The sequence below is a fragment of the Marinobacter nauticus genome (genome assembly GCF_003634635.1).
GTDB classification, from domain to species: Bacteria; Pseudomonadota; Gammaproteobacteria; order Pseudomonadales; family Oleiphilaceae; genus Marinobacter; species Marinobacter nauticus.
Genome location: NZ_RBJB01000002.1, coordinates 766547 through 782487, shown reverse-complemented (window position 1 = coordinate 782487; position 15941 = coordinate 766547). Strand labels below are relative to the sequence as shown.

Genomic DNA, 15941 nt, shown 5'->3' with positions numbered 1-15941 from the left:
GCTAATGGATTATCGCTACGGATTGCCCTGGAATCAGGAGAGGGGAGAGCGCAAGAGACTGTTGGCGGCGGCGGTTGTCGTGGTGCCCCTGTTTCTGATTTTCGCGGGCTATGTGAGTTGGGTTGAGTTGCCGGAACAGGATCGGCAGGAACAGGAAGCCTTGCCGCCCCAGTTGGCGAAGCTGATTGTTGAGAAAAAGGAGCCACCCAAGCCGATATTGCCAGAGCCCGAGCCGCCAAAGCCTGAGGAAAAGCCGGTGGAGCAGGCGAAGCCTGAGCCAAAACCAAAACCCGAACCCGCTCCAGCGCCGGTTATTCCAGAACCGGAAGTGGCTGAAAAACCGGAACCAGAGCCCAAACCGGAAGAGGTGGCCAAGGCTCGGGAAAAGGCGAAAAACACCGGTATTCTGGCCATGGGCAACGAGCTGTCGAAGATCAGTTCGCTGGCGGAATCGGTCAAACTGGATAGTCCGGTTACCAATACGGCCGAGCCGATCGCCAGGAAGACCGGTGATACCCTGGCTTCCCGCGCTACCGAAAACACCCGCAGTAGTGGCGTGAACGAAACCGCTTTGAGCCGGGAAACCCGTGAGCTTGCCCTGGCAGAACGGGAGCGCGCGGAGGTGGCCGAGGCGGAACGTGTGGCTTCGGTAAAAGAGACGGTGCGCAGGGAGCAGCAGGAAATTGCCTCGAAATCGCGTAGCCGGGAGGAGTTGCGCCGCACCATGGATGCCAACAAGTCCGCCATTTACAGCATCTACAATCGCGAGCTGCGCCGAAAACCCTCGCTGCAGGGCAGTATCACGCCCGAACTGGTTATCGAGCCGAATGGTGCGGTGTCCAGTTGCTCGGTTGTGGAGTCAACACTCAATGAACCGGCACTTGAGAACAAGATCTGCAACCGGTTGCGGCTGGTAGACTTTGGAGCACGACCAGGAGTCGACAAGACCACCATTCGTTATCCGATCGAGCTGTTGTCGAGCTGACGGTTGGCTCCGGATCAGGGGTGGTGAAGGATCGCTCCTGATCAGGCGCTTTCGACAGTGTGGGGCGCAAACAGCTTGTAGCGGTTTCGCCCCTCCCGCTTGGCACGATACATGGCGATGTCGGCGCCGTTGATCAGTTCCTGAACGGTGGTACCGTCTTCCGGATACAGGCTGATGCCAATGCTTGAACCCACGTTTATCTGGTTGCCGTTGATCTGATAGGGCCGTTTGTTTGCTTCAATCAGCCTGTCGGCCACGGCAAACACGTCGGATAGCCGTTCCATCTCCGGTAGCAGCACAATAAACTCGTCGCCTCCAAGTCGGGCGAGTGTGTCGTCTTCCCGCAGGCAGTCTTTTACCCTGGTAGTGAACTGAAGCAACAGGTCATCCCCCACCGCATGGCCCAGGGTGTCGTTCACTTCCTTGAAACGGTCCAGATCCATAAACATCACTGCAAGCAGCATTTCCTTGCGATGGGCATGGCGAATGGCGTGCTCCAGCCGGTCTTCCAGCAATCGTCGGTTCGGCACACCGGTGAGGGCATCGTAGTAGGCTAGCTGTCGGATCTGTTCCTCGTTCCTGCGATTTTGCGTGATATCCGTGAACAGGCCCGCGTAATGTGTGGTATTGCCGTCATCGTCGGTGATTGCCGTAATGGTCAGTAGTTCCAGATAAAGCTCACCGGTTTTTCGGCGATTCCAGATTTCTCCGCGCCAGTAGCCGTGGGTTTCCAGGGAATTCCACATGCGCCGGTAGAACTCGCTGTCGTGGCGCCCGGATGAGAGCAGATCCGGTGACCGACCGATGACCTCTTCGGCGGTATAACCGGTCAGTTGGGTGAATGCCGGGTTGACGAATTCAATGCAGACGTCTTTGTCGGTCACCATTATGCCTTCAAAAGACGATTCAATGACCCGCTCCGCCAGTTGCAGGGTTCGCCTCGATTTGGCCAGGGCCTGATCCCTTTGTTCGAGGGCTTCGCGAAGATCGTCCAGATACATCTGCTCAGCGCCGGTCAGCATGTCGTGATAACCGATCAGGCCGGTAACCTCTCCAAGCTGATTGACCACGGCAAGATGGCGGATGCGATGATCTATCAGCAGATCACGTGCGTGAATCAGCGGGTCTTCTTCGTTTACGGTGAGAAGAGGCCGGGTCGCCAATTCATTGACCAGGGTGTTGCTGGTGTGGCGGGCAATAAACCGGACCATATCCCGCTCGGTCAGAATCCCCAAGCCTTCCTCGCCGCAATCGACCACCACCGCATCGGCATGATGGCGATGCATGTAACTGGCCACTTCCGCCAGAGACTGGTCGCCCCGAACCACCAGTGGCGGGCGCGGTACGGCCGCCCGCACTTCCCTAAGTCGCAAGTAGGGTTCCAGGCCCTGGTTGAGGGCCAGATCGGTTTGGGAAAGGATACCGACCGGTTTGCCACTACTGTTAGTCACCAGAAAATGGCGTTTTCCGGTATCACGCAAACGAACCGCGGCTTCACCGGCATCCAGAGTCTCGGGCAGGGACAGCACAGGTGAGCTCATCACCGTACTTACCGGCTGCCGGAATGTTTCGGGATCTGTAAAGTCGATCGCCAGGGCGTCATGTTCTGTCCAGATACCAACAACCGTTCCGCCGTCGGTAATCAAAATGGAACTGACCGAGGTTTCGGACATCCGGGCAGCCGCATCGGCAATGGTTGTGTCCAGCTCACACTGAAGCAGGACGCCCGTGTGCATAATGCGTGATATCGGAAGCGGCTGCCCCATGGGCACTCCTGTTATTCTTGGTCGGTCTGTTGCGAAGAATTCGGTAAAAGTGAACCTTCGCTCATTTATATTGAAGTCTATCAACCCCCGGCTTCCGATGCCTTAACTTTTACGTAGCTTCCAGGCGCGTCCTCAATCGCCTCAAGCGGGCCTTCCCCGGGCTGACGGGGCTGAACTTGCTCTCCCTCGAATGTCGCCAGCCATTCACGCCAGTGTGGCCACCAGGATCCAGGGTGATGTTCTGCGCTATCAAACCAGTCATCCGGCGAGCCTGGCAATTGGTTATTGGTCCAGTACCCGTATTTTTCCTTGTAAGGGGGATTAATGACCCCGGCAATATGGCCGGAACCGGACAGAACGAATCGCACATCGCCGCCGTAAACCCCGGCGCCCCGATAAGTCGTTTTCCATTTAGCGATATGGTCCTGGCGGGCGGAAAGGAAGAAGGAAGGTACCCTGATGGCGGAAAGATCAATGCTTTCACCCGCAATCGTCAGGGCATCCGGCTGCACCAGCCGGTTATGCAGGTACATTTCCCGAAGGTAGTAGCTGTGCATTCTGGCGGGGAGGTTGGTGCCGTCGGTATTCCAGTACAGCAGGTCGAACGCTTTGGGTTTCAGGCCTTTGAGGTAGTTGTTGGTCCAGTACGACCAGAACAGATCGTTTTCCCGCAGCAGATTGAAGGTAAAGGCCATGGCCCGGCCATCCAGATAGCCTTTGCGCTCCATGGTGCGTTCGATGCCGCGGATTGAGTGATCGTTAATGAAAACGCCGATGCCGCCAGGGTCTGAAAAATCCAGCAGGGTGGTCAGATAGGTGGTGCTGACGATCGGGTTACGTTGTTTTTTTGCCAGCCAGGCCATCGTAGTTCCGAGCAGCGTACCACCAATGCAGTAGCCAATGGCATTCATCTGGGGCTCGCCAGTCGCTTCAGTTACGGCATCAATGGCAGCCAGCGGGCCCAACGTCATGTAGTCGTCCCAGCCCCGGTTTTTCTGGGCTGGCCCGGGATTCCGCCAGGAAACCATAAACACCGTCTGGCCCTGGTCTACCAGCCAGCGAATGAAGGAATTGCGTTCGGTGAGGTCGAGAATATAGAACTTGTTGATCCAGGGGGGGACGATCAGAAGCGGGCGCCGGGCCACGGTTTCAGTTGTTGGCGAGTACTGGATCAATTGCATCAGTTCATTCTGGTACACCACTTTGCCGGGCGTTGTTGCCAGGTTTCCGCCCACCTCGAAGGCCGAACGGTCGGTCATGGCGACGTTGAACAGATTCGGGTTCTGCCGGATATCGTCTACCAGGTTGCGGGCCCCATCCACCAGATTCATGCCTTTTCGCTCCCAGGTTATCCGCAAAATTTCCGGGTTGGTCAGCGGGTAGTTGGAAGGTGAAAGCGCGCTCGTCAACTGGCGGGCGTAGAACAGCATCTGGTCGCGACTCGGGCCGGGGAGCCCCTCCATACCTTCAACCCAGTTCAGGAAGGCGCGGGAGTTGATCAGATAGGCCTGCTGGAGCACATCAAACGACAGATGCCGGTGCCAGTCCTCCGCCATGAAGCGCCGGTCGTCCGGGTCCGGTTCGGCGACCGGTTCCATCGGTTTGCCGGTGAGTCTGGTCAGGGTGTAGCGAGCCAGCCCCAGATGTTTGCGGGCAAGATCGATTTCTGCACTGGCGAACCGGAGCGGGTGCAGCAGCAGATCTTCGGCCATGGTTCGATAGGCGTCCGAGATTTCGCTCAGCGTCGAGAGTTTGGTGTCCTCCATCATCCCGGTATCGCCGAGCCATTTTTCCAGCTGTTGCTGGCCCTGGCGGACGTTGTCCTCGAAGGTTTTCACCAGATTAGTGGCGGTTTTGCTCACGAAATCCAGACCGAACATAGGGCTCTCCTGCCGCTGAATAAAAAACGGCCGGAATGGATACCATTCCGACCGGTTTTGGTCCTGCCTTTCAGGCTGCAGATTTGGAACCGCTGGCCTTGGCGGTTGGTGTCTTCTCTTTGGCAGGTTCGCTCGAATCCTGTTCAAAGGCTTTCTGTATCTGGTCACGGGTTTCGCTGAAGTAATCCTGCCAGGCTTTCCAGTCCTGGGTGAACTGGTCACTGAGGGATTTGAGGGTCTCTGCCTGGTCGGTGGTCAGTTGCTTCAACCCATCCAGATCGCGAACTTCGGCGACTTTTCGAGCCTGGTCCATGGCGACATCGGCATAACGACGAAACGCATTCATCTGCATTTCGGCGGCCTTGCTGAACTGGGTGAAAAGGGTTTCGTTGAGGCGGTTAGCCTTGTTGATCATATCCTGGTTCATTCGTTACAACTCCTTTGTAGTGATTGTCGGAACAAGTAGTTTAGCTCACGTTCGATGACACGATTTTGACAGGCATCAAACCGGCTTCCACCATATCTCCTAGTCTATAGTTAAGCAGATGGCACATAGACCCGGGAGGCATCCGATGGCAAACCGTCAATCCGAACTGGAAACCCTGAAAGCAGACCTTGAAGCCAGGCTGTCCCGCTATCAGGCGCATCAGCGCAGGGAGACAGGGGCTCTGGAAAAGGATTTCGAAGAGCAGGCGAGCCAGACCCAGAACGATGAGGTAGTGGATTCCCTGGAAGCGGAAACGCGAGCGGAACTCCAGCAGATTGATCACGCCCTGGAGCGGATAGAGCAGGGCGTCGGCAACGAATGCGAGCAGTGTGGTAATGACATCGATCCCAGGCGGCTTCAGGTATTGCCGTATACCACGGTTTGTGTAGATTGCGCGTCAGACTGACAACCTGGACGCAAAAGCACAGGATGAACAATGGCTGAAGTGCAACGCAACGACGGAACCCGTTCCGGGCTGCCGAAGAGTCAGGTAATTGGTCTGATCCTGGGGGTGGCGTTCCTCCTGGCAACGCTGGCCCTGCCTGCGCCAGGCTCCATGGGGGCGGAGGCCTGGGCGGCGCTGGGGCTCATGCTGCTGATGGCCACCTGGTGGTCCACCGAAGCGATACCGATTCCGGCCACAGCCCTTTTACCGATCGTGCTGGTACCCGCGCTTGGGCTTGGCACTATCGGGCAGGCAACGGCGCCCTATGCCAATCCGATCATCTTCCTGTTTCTCGGTGGGTTTACCCTGGGCCTGGCGATGCAGCGATGGAATCTTCATCGGCGTATTGCCTTGCTGACGCTCAAAGCCATGGGCGATCAGCCCAAGCGACAGATTGCCGGCTTCATGCTGGCGACGGCTTTTTTGAGCATGTGGGTGAGTAATACCGCAACCGCCATCATGATGCTGCCCATTGGCTTGTCCGTGGTAGCTATGATGGACAACTCGAACCCGGAGGGTGTTCGGAAGTATGCAACAGCGCTGCTTTTGGCCATCGCCTACTCTGCAAGCATTGGTGGTATTGCGACGCTGATCGGGACCCCGCCCAATGCTTTGCTGGCGGCCTATCTGAGTGAAAACCAGGGCATCTCGGTGGGCTTTGCCCAGTGGATGGTGCTGGGGGTGCCGGTCACTCTGGTAATGCTGGTGCTGACCTGGTGGTGGTTGACCCGGAGGGATTTCGGGATTGGTCAGGCATCGGACAGCGGCCAGATGATCCGGGATGAACTGGCCAAACTCGGAGTCATGAGCCGGGGAGAGCGTTTGGTGGCCGTGGTATTTGTCATCACGGCAACGGCGTGGATTTTTCGCCCGCTGTTGTCTGCCAGTCTGATGCCCTGGTTGAGTGATACCGGCATCGCGATCGCGGCAGCGATCGCCATGTTCCTTATCTCGGTAGATGCCCGTCAAGGCACGTTTGTGCTGGATTGGGATTCCGCCAACAAATTGCCCTGGGGAGTACTGTTGCTCTTCGGCGGTGGCCTGGCGATGGCGGGGGTAATCAGCAGCTCCGGTCTTGCGGAATGGATCGCCGGCAGTCTGGGCGTGGCTGGTGTATTGCCGACCATTGTCATGATGGTGATAGTGGCCTCAGTGATTATTTTCCTGACCGAAGTCACCAGCAATACCGCTACTGCCGCCGCCTTCCTGCCATTGCTGGGAGCTCTGGCCATGGCGCAGGACGTCTCTCCGTTGCTCCTGACGGTCCCCGCCGCGATTGCAGCCAGCTGCGCCTTCATGATGCCGGTGGCCACGCCGCCTAACGCGATTGTCTTCTCCAGCGGCCACATGCAGATTTCGGACATGATCAAAGCGGGTTTTGCCCTGAATCTGATGGGCATTGTGGTCGTCACTCTCATCACATACGGGTTGCTGGGGCTGGTGTTCTCGCTCTGATGCTCCCCGCCACTTCATGGCTTTGCCTCCGGTCTTGAACCAGTTCTCATACCGGTTCCCGGAGGCCCCTTCTGCAGCGACAGATTTGAGGCACAGTTATCTTTAAGCCAGTTGCGATTTCGGTATCGTACGGTAACAACATGTAACCCGATAAGTTGCACGTCTAATAAAAACAGGGACTTTCCAAAATGCTGCTGGTGCTGGCCGGATCCATTCTCACGTTCACCATGGTGCAGGAAGCCACCGAGGTCGAGCCATTCGATCGTGGCACGATTGTTCTGGAGCAGAAGGTGGATGCCAGCCCTGTCGAGCTTCGGTGGGACACCCGGGTCGAACCCCTGGTAGAGCAGAAATTCCGCAATATCGTTCGTCAGGCGTACGACTACAGTTGCGGCAGCGCAGCCCTGACCACGGTACTCAACTTCTATGTTGGCCGGTCTCTGACCGAACGCCAGGTGATGGAAGGTTTGCTGCACTACGGTGAGAGCGAGCGCATCGTTGAGCGCCGCGCTTTCTCCATGCTTGATATGAAGCGGCTGGTCACAGCCCTTGGCTATCCCTCTGGCGGTTTCAAGGCAGAAATCGAGGACCTGATGGAGTTGGACCATCCGGCAATCGTTCCCATTGATCACGCCGGTTTCAAGCACTTTGTGGTGCTGAGAACCATCCGGGACGGGCGTGTTTACCTTGCAGACCCGGCGGTTGGCAATATTTCCTTCACCGTGGCGCAGTTTCAGGAGAAGTGGGACGACAACGTACTGTTCATTGTCTTCCCGGGCAGCGACAAACCCCTGGATAACCTTGAGTTGAAAGAGGAAGACCTGCGCTTTGTGGATGACCAGACAATGACTCTGCTGGCCATGCAGCAGATTCCAGCGTTCCACGAGTCAACGGAGAGACGCATTCAGAACTTGCTGGAACGCCAGAAGAACAATCCGGACGGTAGCGTGGAAAATACCCGCAAACAGCTCCATTACCGTCGTCATTAATTTTCCCGGTTGTTTGATCGGGCAGGAATAAAACAAATAAAAGTAGGGAGTCAGGATGAATCGTTGGTTTGTGCGAGGTTTTATCCTTGTTTCCGCGGCTGGTCTGCTTCCGGGCATGGCCATGGCTCAGGAAGGGACTGTGGATCAGGCGCGGGAAGCACTGGCGCGTCAGGAAGGGGATGAGGATTCTACCAAACAGCTGGAGGAAGTGTTCCAGGCTGCCGAAAAGAACTACTCACTGCAGAAGAAGGGCACCCACTCCCTGAACTATTCGTTCGATTATTCCTATACCGGCGACCAACGGCTGGATCTGGCGATATCGAACGGCTCGGTGCGTAATCTGGACGTTGTTCCATCGGCCACCCATAACTTCACAAATGCCTTTTCCTACGATTACGGGTTACTGGATAACCTGACCATCGGCACCCGTGTTCCACTGGTAGTGAAGTACGACACCCAGGACGAGCTGAACGTTTACGACTTCGGCGATATCTCCTTCACCGGACGTTGGCAGCCGTTTGCCTATGTGCCTGGCAAGATGTCGACCACCTTCTTTGGCACCCTGAACAGTAAAACCGGCGTCAGTCCCTACGAAATCGACATCAACGAGCAGTTGTCCACCGGCAGTGGCTATTACTCCGTGGGCGGTGGCCTGAGTATGTCGAAGGTACTGGATCCGGTGGTGGTCTTTGGCTCGGTAAGCGCAACCTACAACCTCACGGTCGACGGTCTGGAACAGGTTCGGGGCGCCCGGCTGCTACAGGAGGTGGAACCAGGGTTCGGCTTGTCCGGTTCTCTGGGTTTTGCCTACTCCCTTTCCTATGACATCTCTCTCAGTGTGTCTGGCCAGCTCAGCTACAGCGACGAGACGGTGCTGACCTTCTCCAACGGTGACCAGGCCGTGGCCCAAGACCAGATGACTGGCTTCCTCAGTATGTCGCTGGGCACCCGTCTCAGCGATATGACCATCGTGAATACCAGCCTCGGGATCGGTTTGACGGAGGACGCGCCGGACTTCTCCCTGGGTGTATCCCTGCCCATCAATTTCTCTGGCCTCAAAGAGTGATTGAAATCGAGGACGTTTCAAGGGAAGGGGAAGGATTTCATGGGACAAGCTAGTCACAAGCGACATCTTCTGGCCGCCGCCATGGTCGCAGGCGTATCCTGCGGGGCCCAGGCACAGATGACGCAGAACCTGACGATACACCCGAAGGCGCTGGCACTGGGTAACGCCGTTACAGCAGATCCCCCGGGACTGATGGCCATTCACTACAATCCAGCGGGCCTGACCAAACTCGACGGGCGCCAGCTTGAGGTGAACCTCCTCAGCATCTATCTGGATATTGACGCCGACTTCTACGCAGATGAAGACTACGAGATATTCGGAATCAGCGGGCTCGAGACTGACCCTTTAACCGGAAAGCAACGCGACCCGATTGCGAACAGCAGTAGTCATACCAACAACGTAGCTCTCTATGTGCCGGGTTACGGCATTCTTCGTATGCCCCCTGGCCCTGCCGTTGCGCCATCAGCGGGTATCAGTATCAAGCCGCCGGGTTCGAAGCTGACGTTCGCCAACGCTTTTTATCTGCCGATGGCCGCAGGCTTCTACCGGGATAAAAACGACCCCGGTCGCTACCAGCCCCAGGCGGCCACCCTCCAGCGGACCACCTACCTGTCTCCCACCGTCGGGTATGAGATCAATGATGAATGGTCTGTGGGCGCGGGCATTCATCTCTCGCATTTCGGCTTCGCAGCGGACCAGTACATGCGGGCGCCAAACCTGCTGATGGGGGTGGCAGAGGTTCTGCAGGATGCCTTTAACTGTGAAAGCGGTGACGAGCCCCTGCAGCCCTGGCTTGCGTTGTGCGGCGGTAATGTCGGCCCCTGGGATGATATCGGGGCCATGAGCCTGAATCTGCAGGAAACCATCTCACCCACCTACGCCCTGGGCGTTATGTGGGAGCCGACGGACTGGTTCCGCTGGGGGGCCAGTTATACCTCAGAAGCCGACATGAACCTCAAAGGGCAGTTCGAGATACAGTACACCGATGACTGGTCCGGATTCTGGCAGAGTGTGAATGGCTCCATTCTGGGCGCCATATCATCGGCCATTCTGAGCCTGCCCTCCGGCGCACCGCGGGAGGCGGGCAATGTCAGCATGGATCTGGTTTACCCGCAACATTTTCAGACCGGTATCAGCGTGGATGTTCATCCCAAGCTGACCGTGAACGCGGATGTGGGCTGGACGGATTTTGCCCAGTGGGATGCCTTCAATTTCCAGTTTGATCGTAACCTCGAGTTCCTGAACGCGGCACGCATTCTGTCGCCGGACAATGCCACCTCGGACACCCTGCGCCTGCCGTTGGGTTTCAAGAGCCAGTGGAACTGGGCTTTTGGTGTTGAGTTCCATGCATCATCTCGTCTGGATCTGCGGGCTGGGGTGGAAATCCGGGACTCGGTTATTCCGGACGACCAGCGCTCGATTATGGCGCCATTCGGGGGCGCGAACCTGTACAGTATTGGCATGGGGTACAAGTGGGATAAGGACACGGAAATTGATATGAACCTGTCGTATCTTCAATCGATTGAGACCATTCCGGCCGACACCAGTTGCAACGTGAACTGCGACAACATCACCAACATCATCTATAACCCCTATGCCGACCTCACCATCAAGACTTCCCTGCGGGTGGTGATGGCAGGCTTGAGCTTCCGAACCAAATTCTGATCCTGACAGGGGGGGCTGTGATGGGACGTGGTCGATACAGCGGACTGGCGGTCTGTGTGTTTGCGCTCGCGTTGCTGGCAGGTTGCCAGACCGGAAGCAGCGGCGTTGCCGAGCGGGAAGGCTACTTTTCCTGGGTGGATGAGCAGGGCAGGGTGCGTTATTCCCGGATTCCCGACGCCCAGCGCGAAGACGTTACCCCAGGTGAGCCGGATGCCGAGCCGGTCGCCATCTCAGGCGAAGCCACCGGGTCTGAGGCTTATCGGCCGACCTCTGGCAGCGACCGCGGCGCCGCCGCAAAGCTGGAAGAAAACCTCGAATACACCACCGAGAATTATCCGGATGGTGAGGAGCTGGCGAAAAAAGGGTTTATCCGGCCTGGCCAGCGGCAACCCTATTTCACATGGCGTGATGCCGACGGCATTGTCCGTGTCAGCTATTACACCCCGGATATGCGAACCGAAGAGCAGAAACAGGCGGATCAGGCGCCGGTCATGCTCAGCGATGCCAGCGTATACCTGCCGGTTACTGTAGATGACCATACGCCGGTTGAGGGCCATGATCCCGACGCCTTTGCCATACTGGGGATTGAGGAATCGGATTCGTTTTTCCCGGTATTTGCCGAAAGCTGTTGCCAGACCCTGCCAGCCCGGGATTTCCTGCAGTGGCAGGAAGGCCGTGAGTTTGGTGTTGATTTTGAGGAAGACACGCCCCGCCACCGTTTCAGCACGGGTGATTCGCCCTATCGGCTGATTGCCCTGCCATCCAGTACCTTTGTCCCCGGGTTTGTGATGCGGCTGCGTTCCTACGCCCACAATGGCGTGCTGGTACCAAGCCTGGCATTTCTCGACAAGGACTTTCAGCCCGTGCGGATAGTGACGGATCTGGTTATGAACTACGAACCGGAAAACTGGCGCCGTCGCGGGTATCTGGAAAGCTGGGTGCCGGCGTTTCCCGGCCAGGGCGAGCGCTGGCTGGTGGTATTCACCCGCCCGGAAGACCTGGCTGGGCAAACGGTGACGGAAGCGGGCGACACGCCCAAAGCGATTCCACACGTTGAAACCGGAGAAATCGGCATCACGACATTTGAGGAGTGATGGCGACCATCAGTCTTCCGGTGCGTCCAGATTCAACCACTGCTGGGACAGCCAGTAGAAGCTGCCGTTACCCGCCGGATGGGTACAGTTGTATCGGAACCGACGGCTGTTGATGGCTTTGGGTGCTTGGACCTCTATGCTATCTCCCACCACTTCAAAATTGATTCGACCGAGTCCGGACGCGAAACAGGTAAGCCGGGAGGGGCTGATGGCATCGGTGGGCGTTAACCTCAAACGCGGCGGATTCTGCTCGAACACCCCGTCGGGCAGGTCTTTGGCCGGTACCGGAAAAGTCTTGCTCATCAGTTTGTCTTTCAGGCTGCCCAATTGGCCGTAGGCATTGGCCATGGGGAAACGGGGCAGACGGGTTTTACCTGAGTATTGTCCGATAGCTCCCGATTGTTGCCCGTATCCAAGCCAGCCTCTCTCGCTGAGCTTCTGTTCCAGGGCTTGATCGAATTCGCCGTAGGGATAGGCGAACAGAGGTTCCTCCACGCCAAGACGGTTCTTCAGCTCTTGCTGAGCCTCGTCCAGGCTGCTGGTAATCCGGTTTTCCCATGCCTCTTCGGGTTCACCCCGTCTGCGTGCCAGGTGAGCGTGATCCGTACTGTGATTGGCGATGGTCGCCAGCTCGTTGTCTGCCATTGTGCGGAGTTGCTCCCAGGTCATGTAACCCTTGGCGCCCACTGCGTCAGTATTGACGAAGACAGTGTATGGAAGCCCGAGCCTGTCCAGTAACGGCGCAGCAAAGGTATGGACGGATTCATAGGCATCATCGAAAGTAATGGCCACTTCATTGGTGTCAGGGTGTTCGCCGGCCAGTGCCGCCCTGGTGCCGGCTTCCAGCGGCACCACGTCAAGGTCAAGATCCCGGATCATGTTCATTTGCGCCTCAAACAATGATCGGGACGTGCTGGTCGCCGGAGGTGTACTGTCATCCACGTGGTGATACTGCAGAACCACCAGGTCGGCCTGAGCCTGTGTTCCGGCCAGCAACAGGGCACTGATCAGGGGATACGCAATCAGTTTGTTTATTCGAAGCATGGTCTTGTTTCCTGACACACGGGATCTCGTAGGATGATTTAGGCGTAATGGGCTTTCAGAACCGAGAAGGCCTGATTCAGTTGTTGGATTTCTCCGGTCTCACCGCCCCGGTCCGGGTGCGCACGCATCACGAGTTTTCGGAAGCGCTTCTTGACGGTAGCGAACTGCTCCGGTAATTCATCGAAACCCAGCGTCCTGGCCGCCTCGGCGGCTTCCGAGTGCTCGGGCCGGGACAGGGTGTTGCCGGCCCAGAAGTTGTCCATCATTTCCTGAATGGCGGCTTCGGAGAGAAAGTACTGTGACAGATCCAGATAGAACTCACGCAGGGCATCGGTAGAATCCGGCAGTGCCGTTGATTCGGTGCGCGTCACCATTTGCCCGATACTGAGCCGAAGCGGAGAGATATTCAGGCTCTCGCCCTCCAGGGCAATCTGATCGCGCAGACGGTAGAGTACGTGGAACAGCAGGAAGTGCACCGGGTACAGTCGATCGGGCTCGTGAAAGTCGACGATGCCAATCAGGCTCCAGCGCTCGCCCTGCAAGGCCCGAATTAGCTCCAGCTCGGATAGCCCGGCCGGGCCTGCGGCCCGCAGCTCGTGCTCCACGGCAACCAACAGATGCTGCACCTGTTGCTGTAGCCAGCCGCGCTCTTCACCACGGGCTTCGGGTGAGTCATCGAGTATCTGGTTATCTGCGGAGATGGTCATGGCCATCATGGTATGCCAGTCAGCCTTCGCTTGAAAGCCTGGTCAGGGCCGGGAAGCCGCCCAGAAACAGCTGGGTGGAAAACTCAGCCGCTGTTCTGGCTTCGTCCTGGGCGAGTTCCGGCTTCTGGTGTGCCCGCCTGGCCACCAGCATGCTGGTGTCGTAGGCCACGCCAAAAAACGCGGCGCAAAGATAGTCCGCATCGACTGCCGGCAGCAGCCCGCGGGTCATGGCGTTCCGAACGTCTTCCTCAAGGGACAGCATGGTCAGGCCCAGAATATCTGAGCCGAACAGGTTTCTCAGGGCGCGCTGATTCTGATGGGCCAGTTCATACACCACCGGATCTTTCGCGGTGGCACTGTAGAGCGCCAGATAGGCACGGTAGACAAATTCCTGGGTTGAGGATGCAGATTGTCGCTGCTGGCTCATGTCGTTGTTGAGCGAGGTCAGGAAATCGCTGAGCAGGGCCGCGAAGATATCCTGTTTGCTGGAAAAGTAGTTGTAGAAGGTGCCGGCGGCGAGACCGGTTCTGCGGACAATGTCCCGAATGGTGGTGTTGTCGTAACCGTGTTCCTGAAAACAGTCTCTGGCCGCCCTGAGAATGGCGTGACGATTTCGGATACGGTTGAGCGCGCGCTTGCCCGTGGCTTGTGGTGAAGTCAATTTCAACATATCCATGTTGCTATCCTGTCCCTGATGGTTTGTGGCGCGTATAATTGCCCGCTCACTTACCTTGTGAGCGTGAAAACGAATGCCCGAAGCAATGACTGCCAGCCCTGAGAAGACACCGGCTTCTGATTACGAACGTCGCCAGAAACTGGAGCTTAACAAATTGCAGAAACGTCTCCGCCGTGAAGTTGGGCAGGCGATTGCTGATTTCTCGATGATTGAAGCCGGAGACAAGGTGATGTGCTGTCTGTCCGGCGGCAAAGACTCCTACGCAATGCTCGATATTCTGCTCAATCTGCAGAAGAGTGCGCCAGTGCGTTTCGAACTGATTGCCGTGAACCTGGACCAGAAACAACCGGGTTTCCCCGAGCATGTCCTGCCGGACTATCTTGAGTCGATGGGTATCGAGTATCACATCATCGAGAAAGACACCTACAGTATTGTTAAGGAAAAAGTGCCTGAAGGGAAGACCACTTGCGGACTGTGTTCACGCCTGAGGCGGGGCATTCTCTACAATTTCGCCGAGGAGCATGGTGTAACCAAGATTGCCCTGGGCCATCACCGGGATGATTTGCTGGAAACCCTGTTCCTCAACATGTTCTACGGCGGCAAACTCAAATCCATGCCACCGGTGCTCCACAGCGACGATGGCCGCAATACGGTTATTCGTCCTCTGGCCTATGCCAGGGAGAAGGATATTGCCCGCTACGCGTCACTTCGGGAATTTCCGATCATTCCCTGCAATCTATGTGGCTCCCAGGAAAACCTTCAGCGACAGGTTATCAAGGAAATGTTCCAGACCTGGGACAAACAGCATCCTGGCCGTCTGGAAACCATGTTCCGGGCCCTTTGCAATGTCGAGCCGTCGCACCTGGCCGATCCGGAATTATATGACTTCAGGGAAGGGCGGCGTCTTGGCGGCAAGCGTCAGGCCGTTCAAACCGCGGAGCCCCAGCAGGATTTTGGCCGGCTGGATGTACTGAATCTCTGATCGTCAGTGATTCAGCAGGGCCTGGAAAGGCAGCGTCCAGAGGCCAAACAGGATTAACAGCAGGCCACTGAGCTTGCGGAAGCTCTGGTTGCTTTTCAGGCCTCTTATCCAGTTGGCGGCGAAGCCCGTCGCCAACATCGACGGCAGGGTTCCCAGTCCGAAGAACATCATCGTGAGAGCGGCGCTGCTGACGGTTGGTTGGAGCGCCGCCCATCCCAGTGTGCTGTAAACAAGGCCGCAGGGCAGCCATCCCCACAAGGCACCGAGAGCAAGGGCCTGGCCGCCATTGTGAACCGGCAGGAACTTGCGGGTAAGCGGCGACAGGAAGCGCCATGCCGGCGCCCCGACCCGCTCAATGTAGCGAATACCCTGCCACCATTGCCCCATGGATAACCCCATCATGATCAGCAGCAATCCCGCCAGGGTCATCAGAGCCAATCCGGCACCATGCCACTGGCTGGCGGCACTGGTGCTGAGCAGGGCAATCAGGGTTGCGATCAGGGCGTAGCTGGCAATCCTGCCAAAATTGAATGCCAGCAATAACAGGGTTTGCCGAAAACGGAAGCCCTGGCCGACGGGCAACGCCATGGACAGCGATGCACTGATGCCACCGCACATGCCCAGACAATGGGTACTGCCGAGCAGCCCGATTAGGAAGGCGCTGGGGTAGCTCAGATAAAGTTCAGGCTGCATTGGCTAT

At 57.2% G+C, this 15941-nt stretch carries 15 protein-coding genes; 8 read left to right on the top strand and 7 right to left on the bottom strand.

What is annotated here, in order from left to right; genetic code table 11:
• Positions 1–4: 4 nt before the first annotated feature.
• Positions 5–985 carry an AgmX/PglI C-terminal domain-containing protein gene (locus C7436_RS03855; RefSeq protein ID WP_121206768.1) on the top strand — a complete coding sequence of 327 codons (981 nt, stop codon included), beginning with the start codon at positions 5–7 and terminating at the stop codon, positions 983–985.
• 41 nt (positions 986–1026) lie between these two features.
• On the opposite strand, the gene C7436_RS03850 is transcribed toward C7436_RS03855, so the two are convergent.
• From C7436_RS03850 to C7436_RS03840, 3 genes are all read right to left on the bottom strand, one after another.
• On the bottom strand, positions 1027–2751 hold the full coding sequence (locus tag C7436_RS03850; protein WP_121206767.1) for a diguanylate cyclase domain-containing protein: 1725 nt from the start codon (positions 2749–2751) through the stop codon (positions 1027–1029).
• 80 nt (positions 2752–2831) lie between these two features.
• The gene (locus C7436_RS03845; protein WP_121206766.1) at positions 2832–4631 is read right to left on the bottom strand and encodes a PHA/PHB synthase family protein; all 1800 of its coding nucleotides are present in this window, start codon (positions 4629–4631) and stop codon (positions 2832–2834) included.
• Between the two features lie 70 nt (positions 4632–4701).
• Positions 4702–5058: a phasin family protein gene (locus tag C7436_RS03840; protein WP_121206765.1), complete on the bottom strand. Its 357-nt coding sequence runs from the start codon at positions 5056–5058 to the stop codon at positions 4702–4704.
• Positions 5059–5203: 145 nt separating this feature from the next.
• Here C7436_RS03840 and C7436_RS03835 point away from each other — a divergent pair, with 145 nt between their 5' ends.
• From C7436_RS03835 to C7436_RS03810, 6 genes are all read left to right on the top strand, one after another.
• Positions 5204–5524 (top strand): TraR/DksA family transcriptional regulator, encoded by a 321-nt coding sequence (locus C7436_RS03835; protein ID WP_023009976.1) that lies wholly within the window; start codon positions 5204–5206, stop codon positions 5522–5524.
• A gap of 30 nt (positions 5525–5554) precedes the next feature.
• The gene (locus C7436_RS03830; protein WP_121206764.1) at positions 5555–7018 is read left to right on the top strand and encodes an SLC13 family permease; all 1464 of its coding nucleotides are present in this window, start codon (positions 5555–5557) and stop codon (positions 7016–7018) included.
• Positions 7019–7206: 188 nt separating this feature from the next.
• Entirely contained in the window at positions 7207–8007 is an 801-nt protein-coding gene (locus tag C7436_RS03825; RefSeq protein ID WP_011785280.1) for a C39 family peptidase, read from the top strand.
• A 55-nt stretch (positions 8008–8062) separates the two neighbouring features.
• Complete coding sequence (locus C7436_RS03820; RefSeq protein ID WP_121206763.1) at positions 8063–9073, top strand: transporter; 1011 nt, start codon at positions 8063–8065, stop codon at positions 9071–9073.
• Positions 9074–9112: 39 nt separating this feature from the next.
• On the top strand, positions 9113–10738 hold the full coding sequence (locus C7436_RS03815; protein WP_014421190.1) for an OmpP1/FadL family transporter: 1626 nt from the start codon (positions 9113–9115) through the stop codon (positions 10736–10738).
• 20 nt (positions 10739–10758) lie between these two features.
• A complete protein-coding gene (locus C7436_RS03810; RefSeq protein ID WP_121206762.1) occupies positions 10759–11832 on the top strand; it encodes a MalM family protein in 1074 nt (357 codons plus the stop codon).
• A gap of 9 nt (positions 11833–11841) precedes the next feature.
• Here the strand turns inward: C7436_RS03810 and C7436_RS03805 are convergent, their stop codons facing one another.
• Genes C7436_RS03805 through C7436_RS03795 form a run of 3 tightly spaced genes read right to left on the bottom strand, consistent with a single transcriptional unit; the run spans position 11842 to position 14259 of the window.
• Positions 11842–12876, bottom strand: coding sequence for a polysaccharide deacetylase family protein (locus C7436_RS03805; RefSeq protein ID WP_121206761.1), 1035 nt, complete (start codon positions 12874–12876; stop codon positions 11842–11844).
• 38 nt (positions 12877–12914) lie between these two features.
• A complete protein-coding gene (locus tag C7436_RS03800) occupies positions 12915–13583 on the bottom strand; it encodes a DNA-J related domain-containing protein (protein WP_228198051.1) in 669 nt (222 codons plus the stop codon).
• Between the two features lie 19 nt (positions 13584–13602).
• The gene (locus C7436_RS03795; protein WP_022991796.1) at positions 13603–14259 is read right to left on the bottom strand and encodes a TetR/AcrR family transcriptional regulator; all 657 of its coding nucleotides are present in this window, start codon (positions 14257–14259) and stop codon (positions 13603–13605) included.
• A 73-nt stretch (positions 14260–14332) separates the two neighbouring features.
• Here C7436_RS03795 and ttcA point away from each other — a divergent pair, with 73 nt between their 5' ends.
• Positions 14333–15241, top strand: coding sequence for a tRNA 2-thiocytidine(32) synthetase TtcA (ttcA, locus tag C7436_RS03790; RefSeq protein ID WP_011785273.1), 909 nt, complete (start codon positions 14333–14335; stop codon positions 15239–15241).
• Between the two features lie 3 nt (positions 15242–15244).
• On the opposite strand, the gene C7436_RS03785 is transcribed toward ttcA, so the two are convergent.
• Complete coding sequence (locus tag C7436_RS03785; RefSeq protein WP_121206759.1) at positions 15245–15934, bottom strand: sulfite exporter TauE/SafE family protein; 690 nt, start codon at positions 15932–15934, stop codon at positions 15245–15247.
• Between the last annotated feature and the right edge of the window lie 7 nt (positions 15935–15941).

Coding starts and splice junctions, on each gene's coding strand:
- C7436_RS03795 (WP_022991796.1), bottom strand. CDS start 14,259: ATGGATATGTTGAAATTGACTTCACCACAAGCCACGGGCAAGCGCGCG.
- C7436_RS03850 (WP_121206767.1), bottom strand. CDS start 2,751: ATGGGGCAGCCGCTTCCGATATCACGCATTATGCACACGGGCGTCCTG.
- C7436_RS03800 (WP_228198051.1), bottom strand. CDS start 13,583: ATGACCATCTCCGCAGATAACCAGATACTCGATGACTCACCCGAAGCC.
- C7436_RS03815 (WP_014421190.1), top strand. CDS start 9,113: ATGGGACAAGCTAGTCACAAGCGACATCTTCTGGCCGCCGCCATGGTC.
- C7436_RS03810 (WP_121206762.1), top strand. CDS start 10,759: ATGGGACGTGGTCGATACAGCGGACTGGCGGTCTGTGTGTTTGCGCTC.
- C7436_RS03840 (WP_121206765.1), bottom strand. CDS start 5,058: ATGAACCAGGATATGATCAACAAGGCTAACCGCCTCAACGAAACCCTT.
- C7436_RS03830 (WP_121206764.1), top strand. CDS start 5,555: ATGGCTGAAGTGCAACGCAACGACGGAACCCGTTCCGGGCTGCCGAAG.
- C7436_RS03835 (WP_023009976.1), top strand. CDS start 5,204: ATGGCAAACCGTCAATCCGAACTGGAAACCCTGAAAGCAGACCTTGAA.
- C7436_RS03845 (WP_121206766.1), bottom strand. CDS start 4,631: ATGTTCGGTCTGGATTTCGTGAGCAAAACCGCCACTAATCTGGTGAAA.
- C7436_RS03825 (WP_011785280.1), top strand. CDS start 7,207: ATGCTGCTGGTGCTGGCCGGATCCATTCTCACGTTCACCATGGTGCAG.
- ttcA (WP_011785273.1), top strand. CDS start 14,333: ATGCCCGAAGCAATGACTGCCAGCCCTGAGAAGACACCGGCTTCTGAT.
- C7436_RS03785 (WP_121206759.1), bottom strand. CDS start 15,934: ATGCAGCCTGAACTTTATCTGAGCTACCCCAGCGCCTTCCTAATCGGG.
- C7436_RS03855 (WP_121206768.1), top strand. CDS start 5: ATGGATTATCGCTACGGATTGCCCTGGAATCAGGAGAGGGGAGAGCGC.
- C7436_RS03820 (WP_121206763.1), top strand. CDS start 8,063: ATGAATCGTTGGTTTGTGCGAGGTTTTATCCTTGTTTCCGCGGCTGGT.
- C7436_RS03805 (WP_121206761.1), bottom strand. CDS start 12,876: ATGCTTCGAATAAACAAACTGATTGCGTATCCCCTGATCAGTGCCCTG.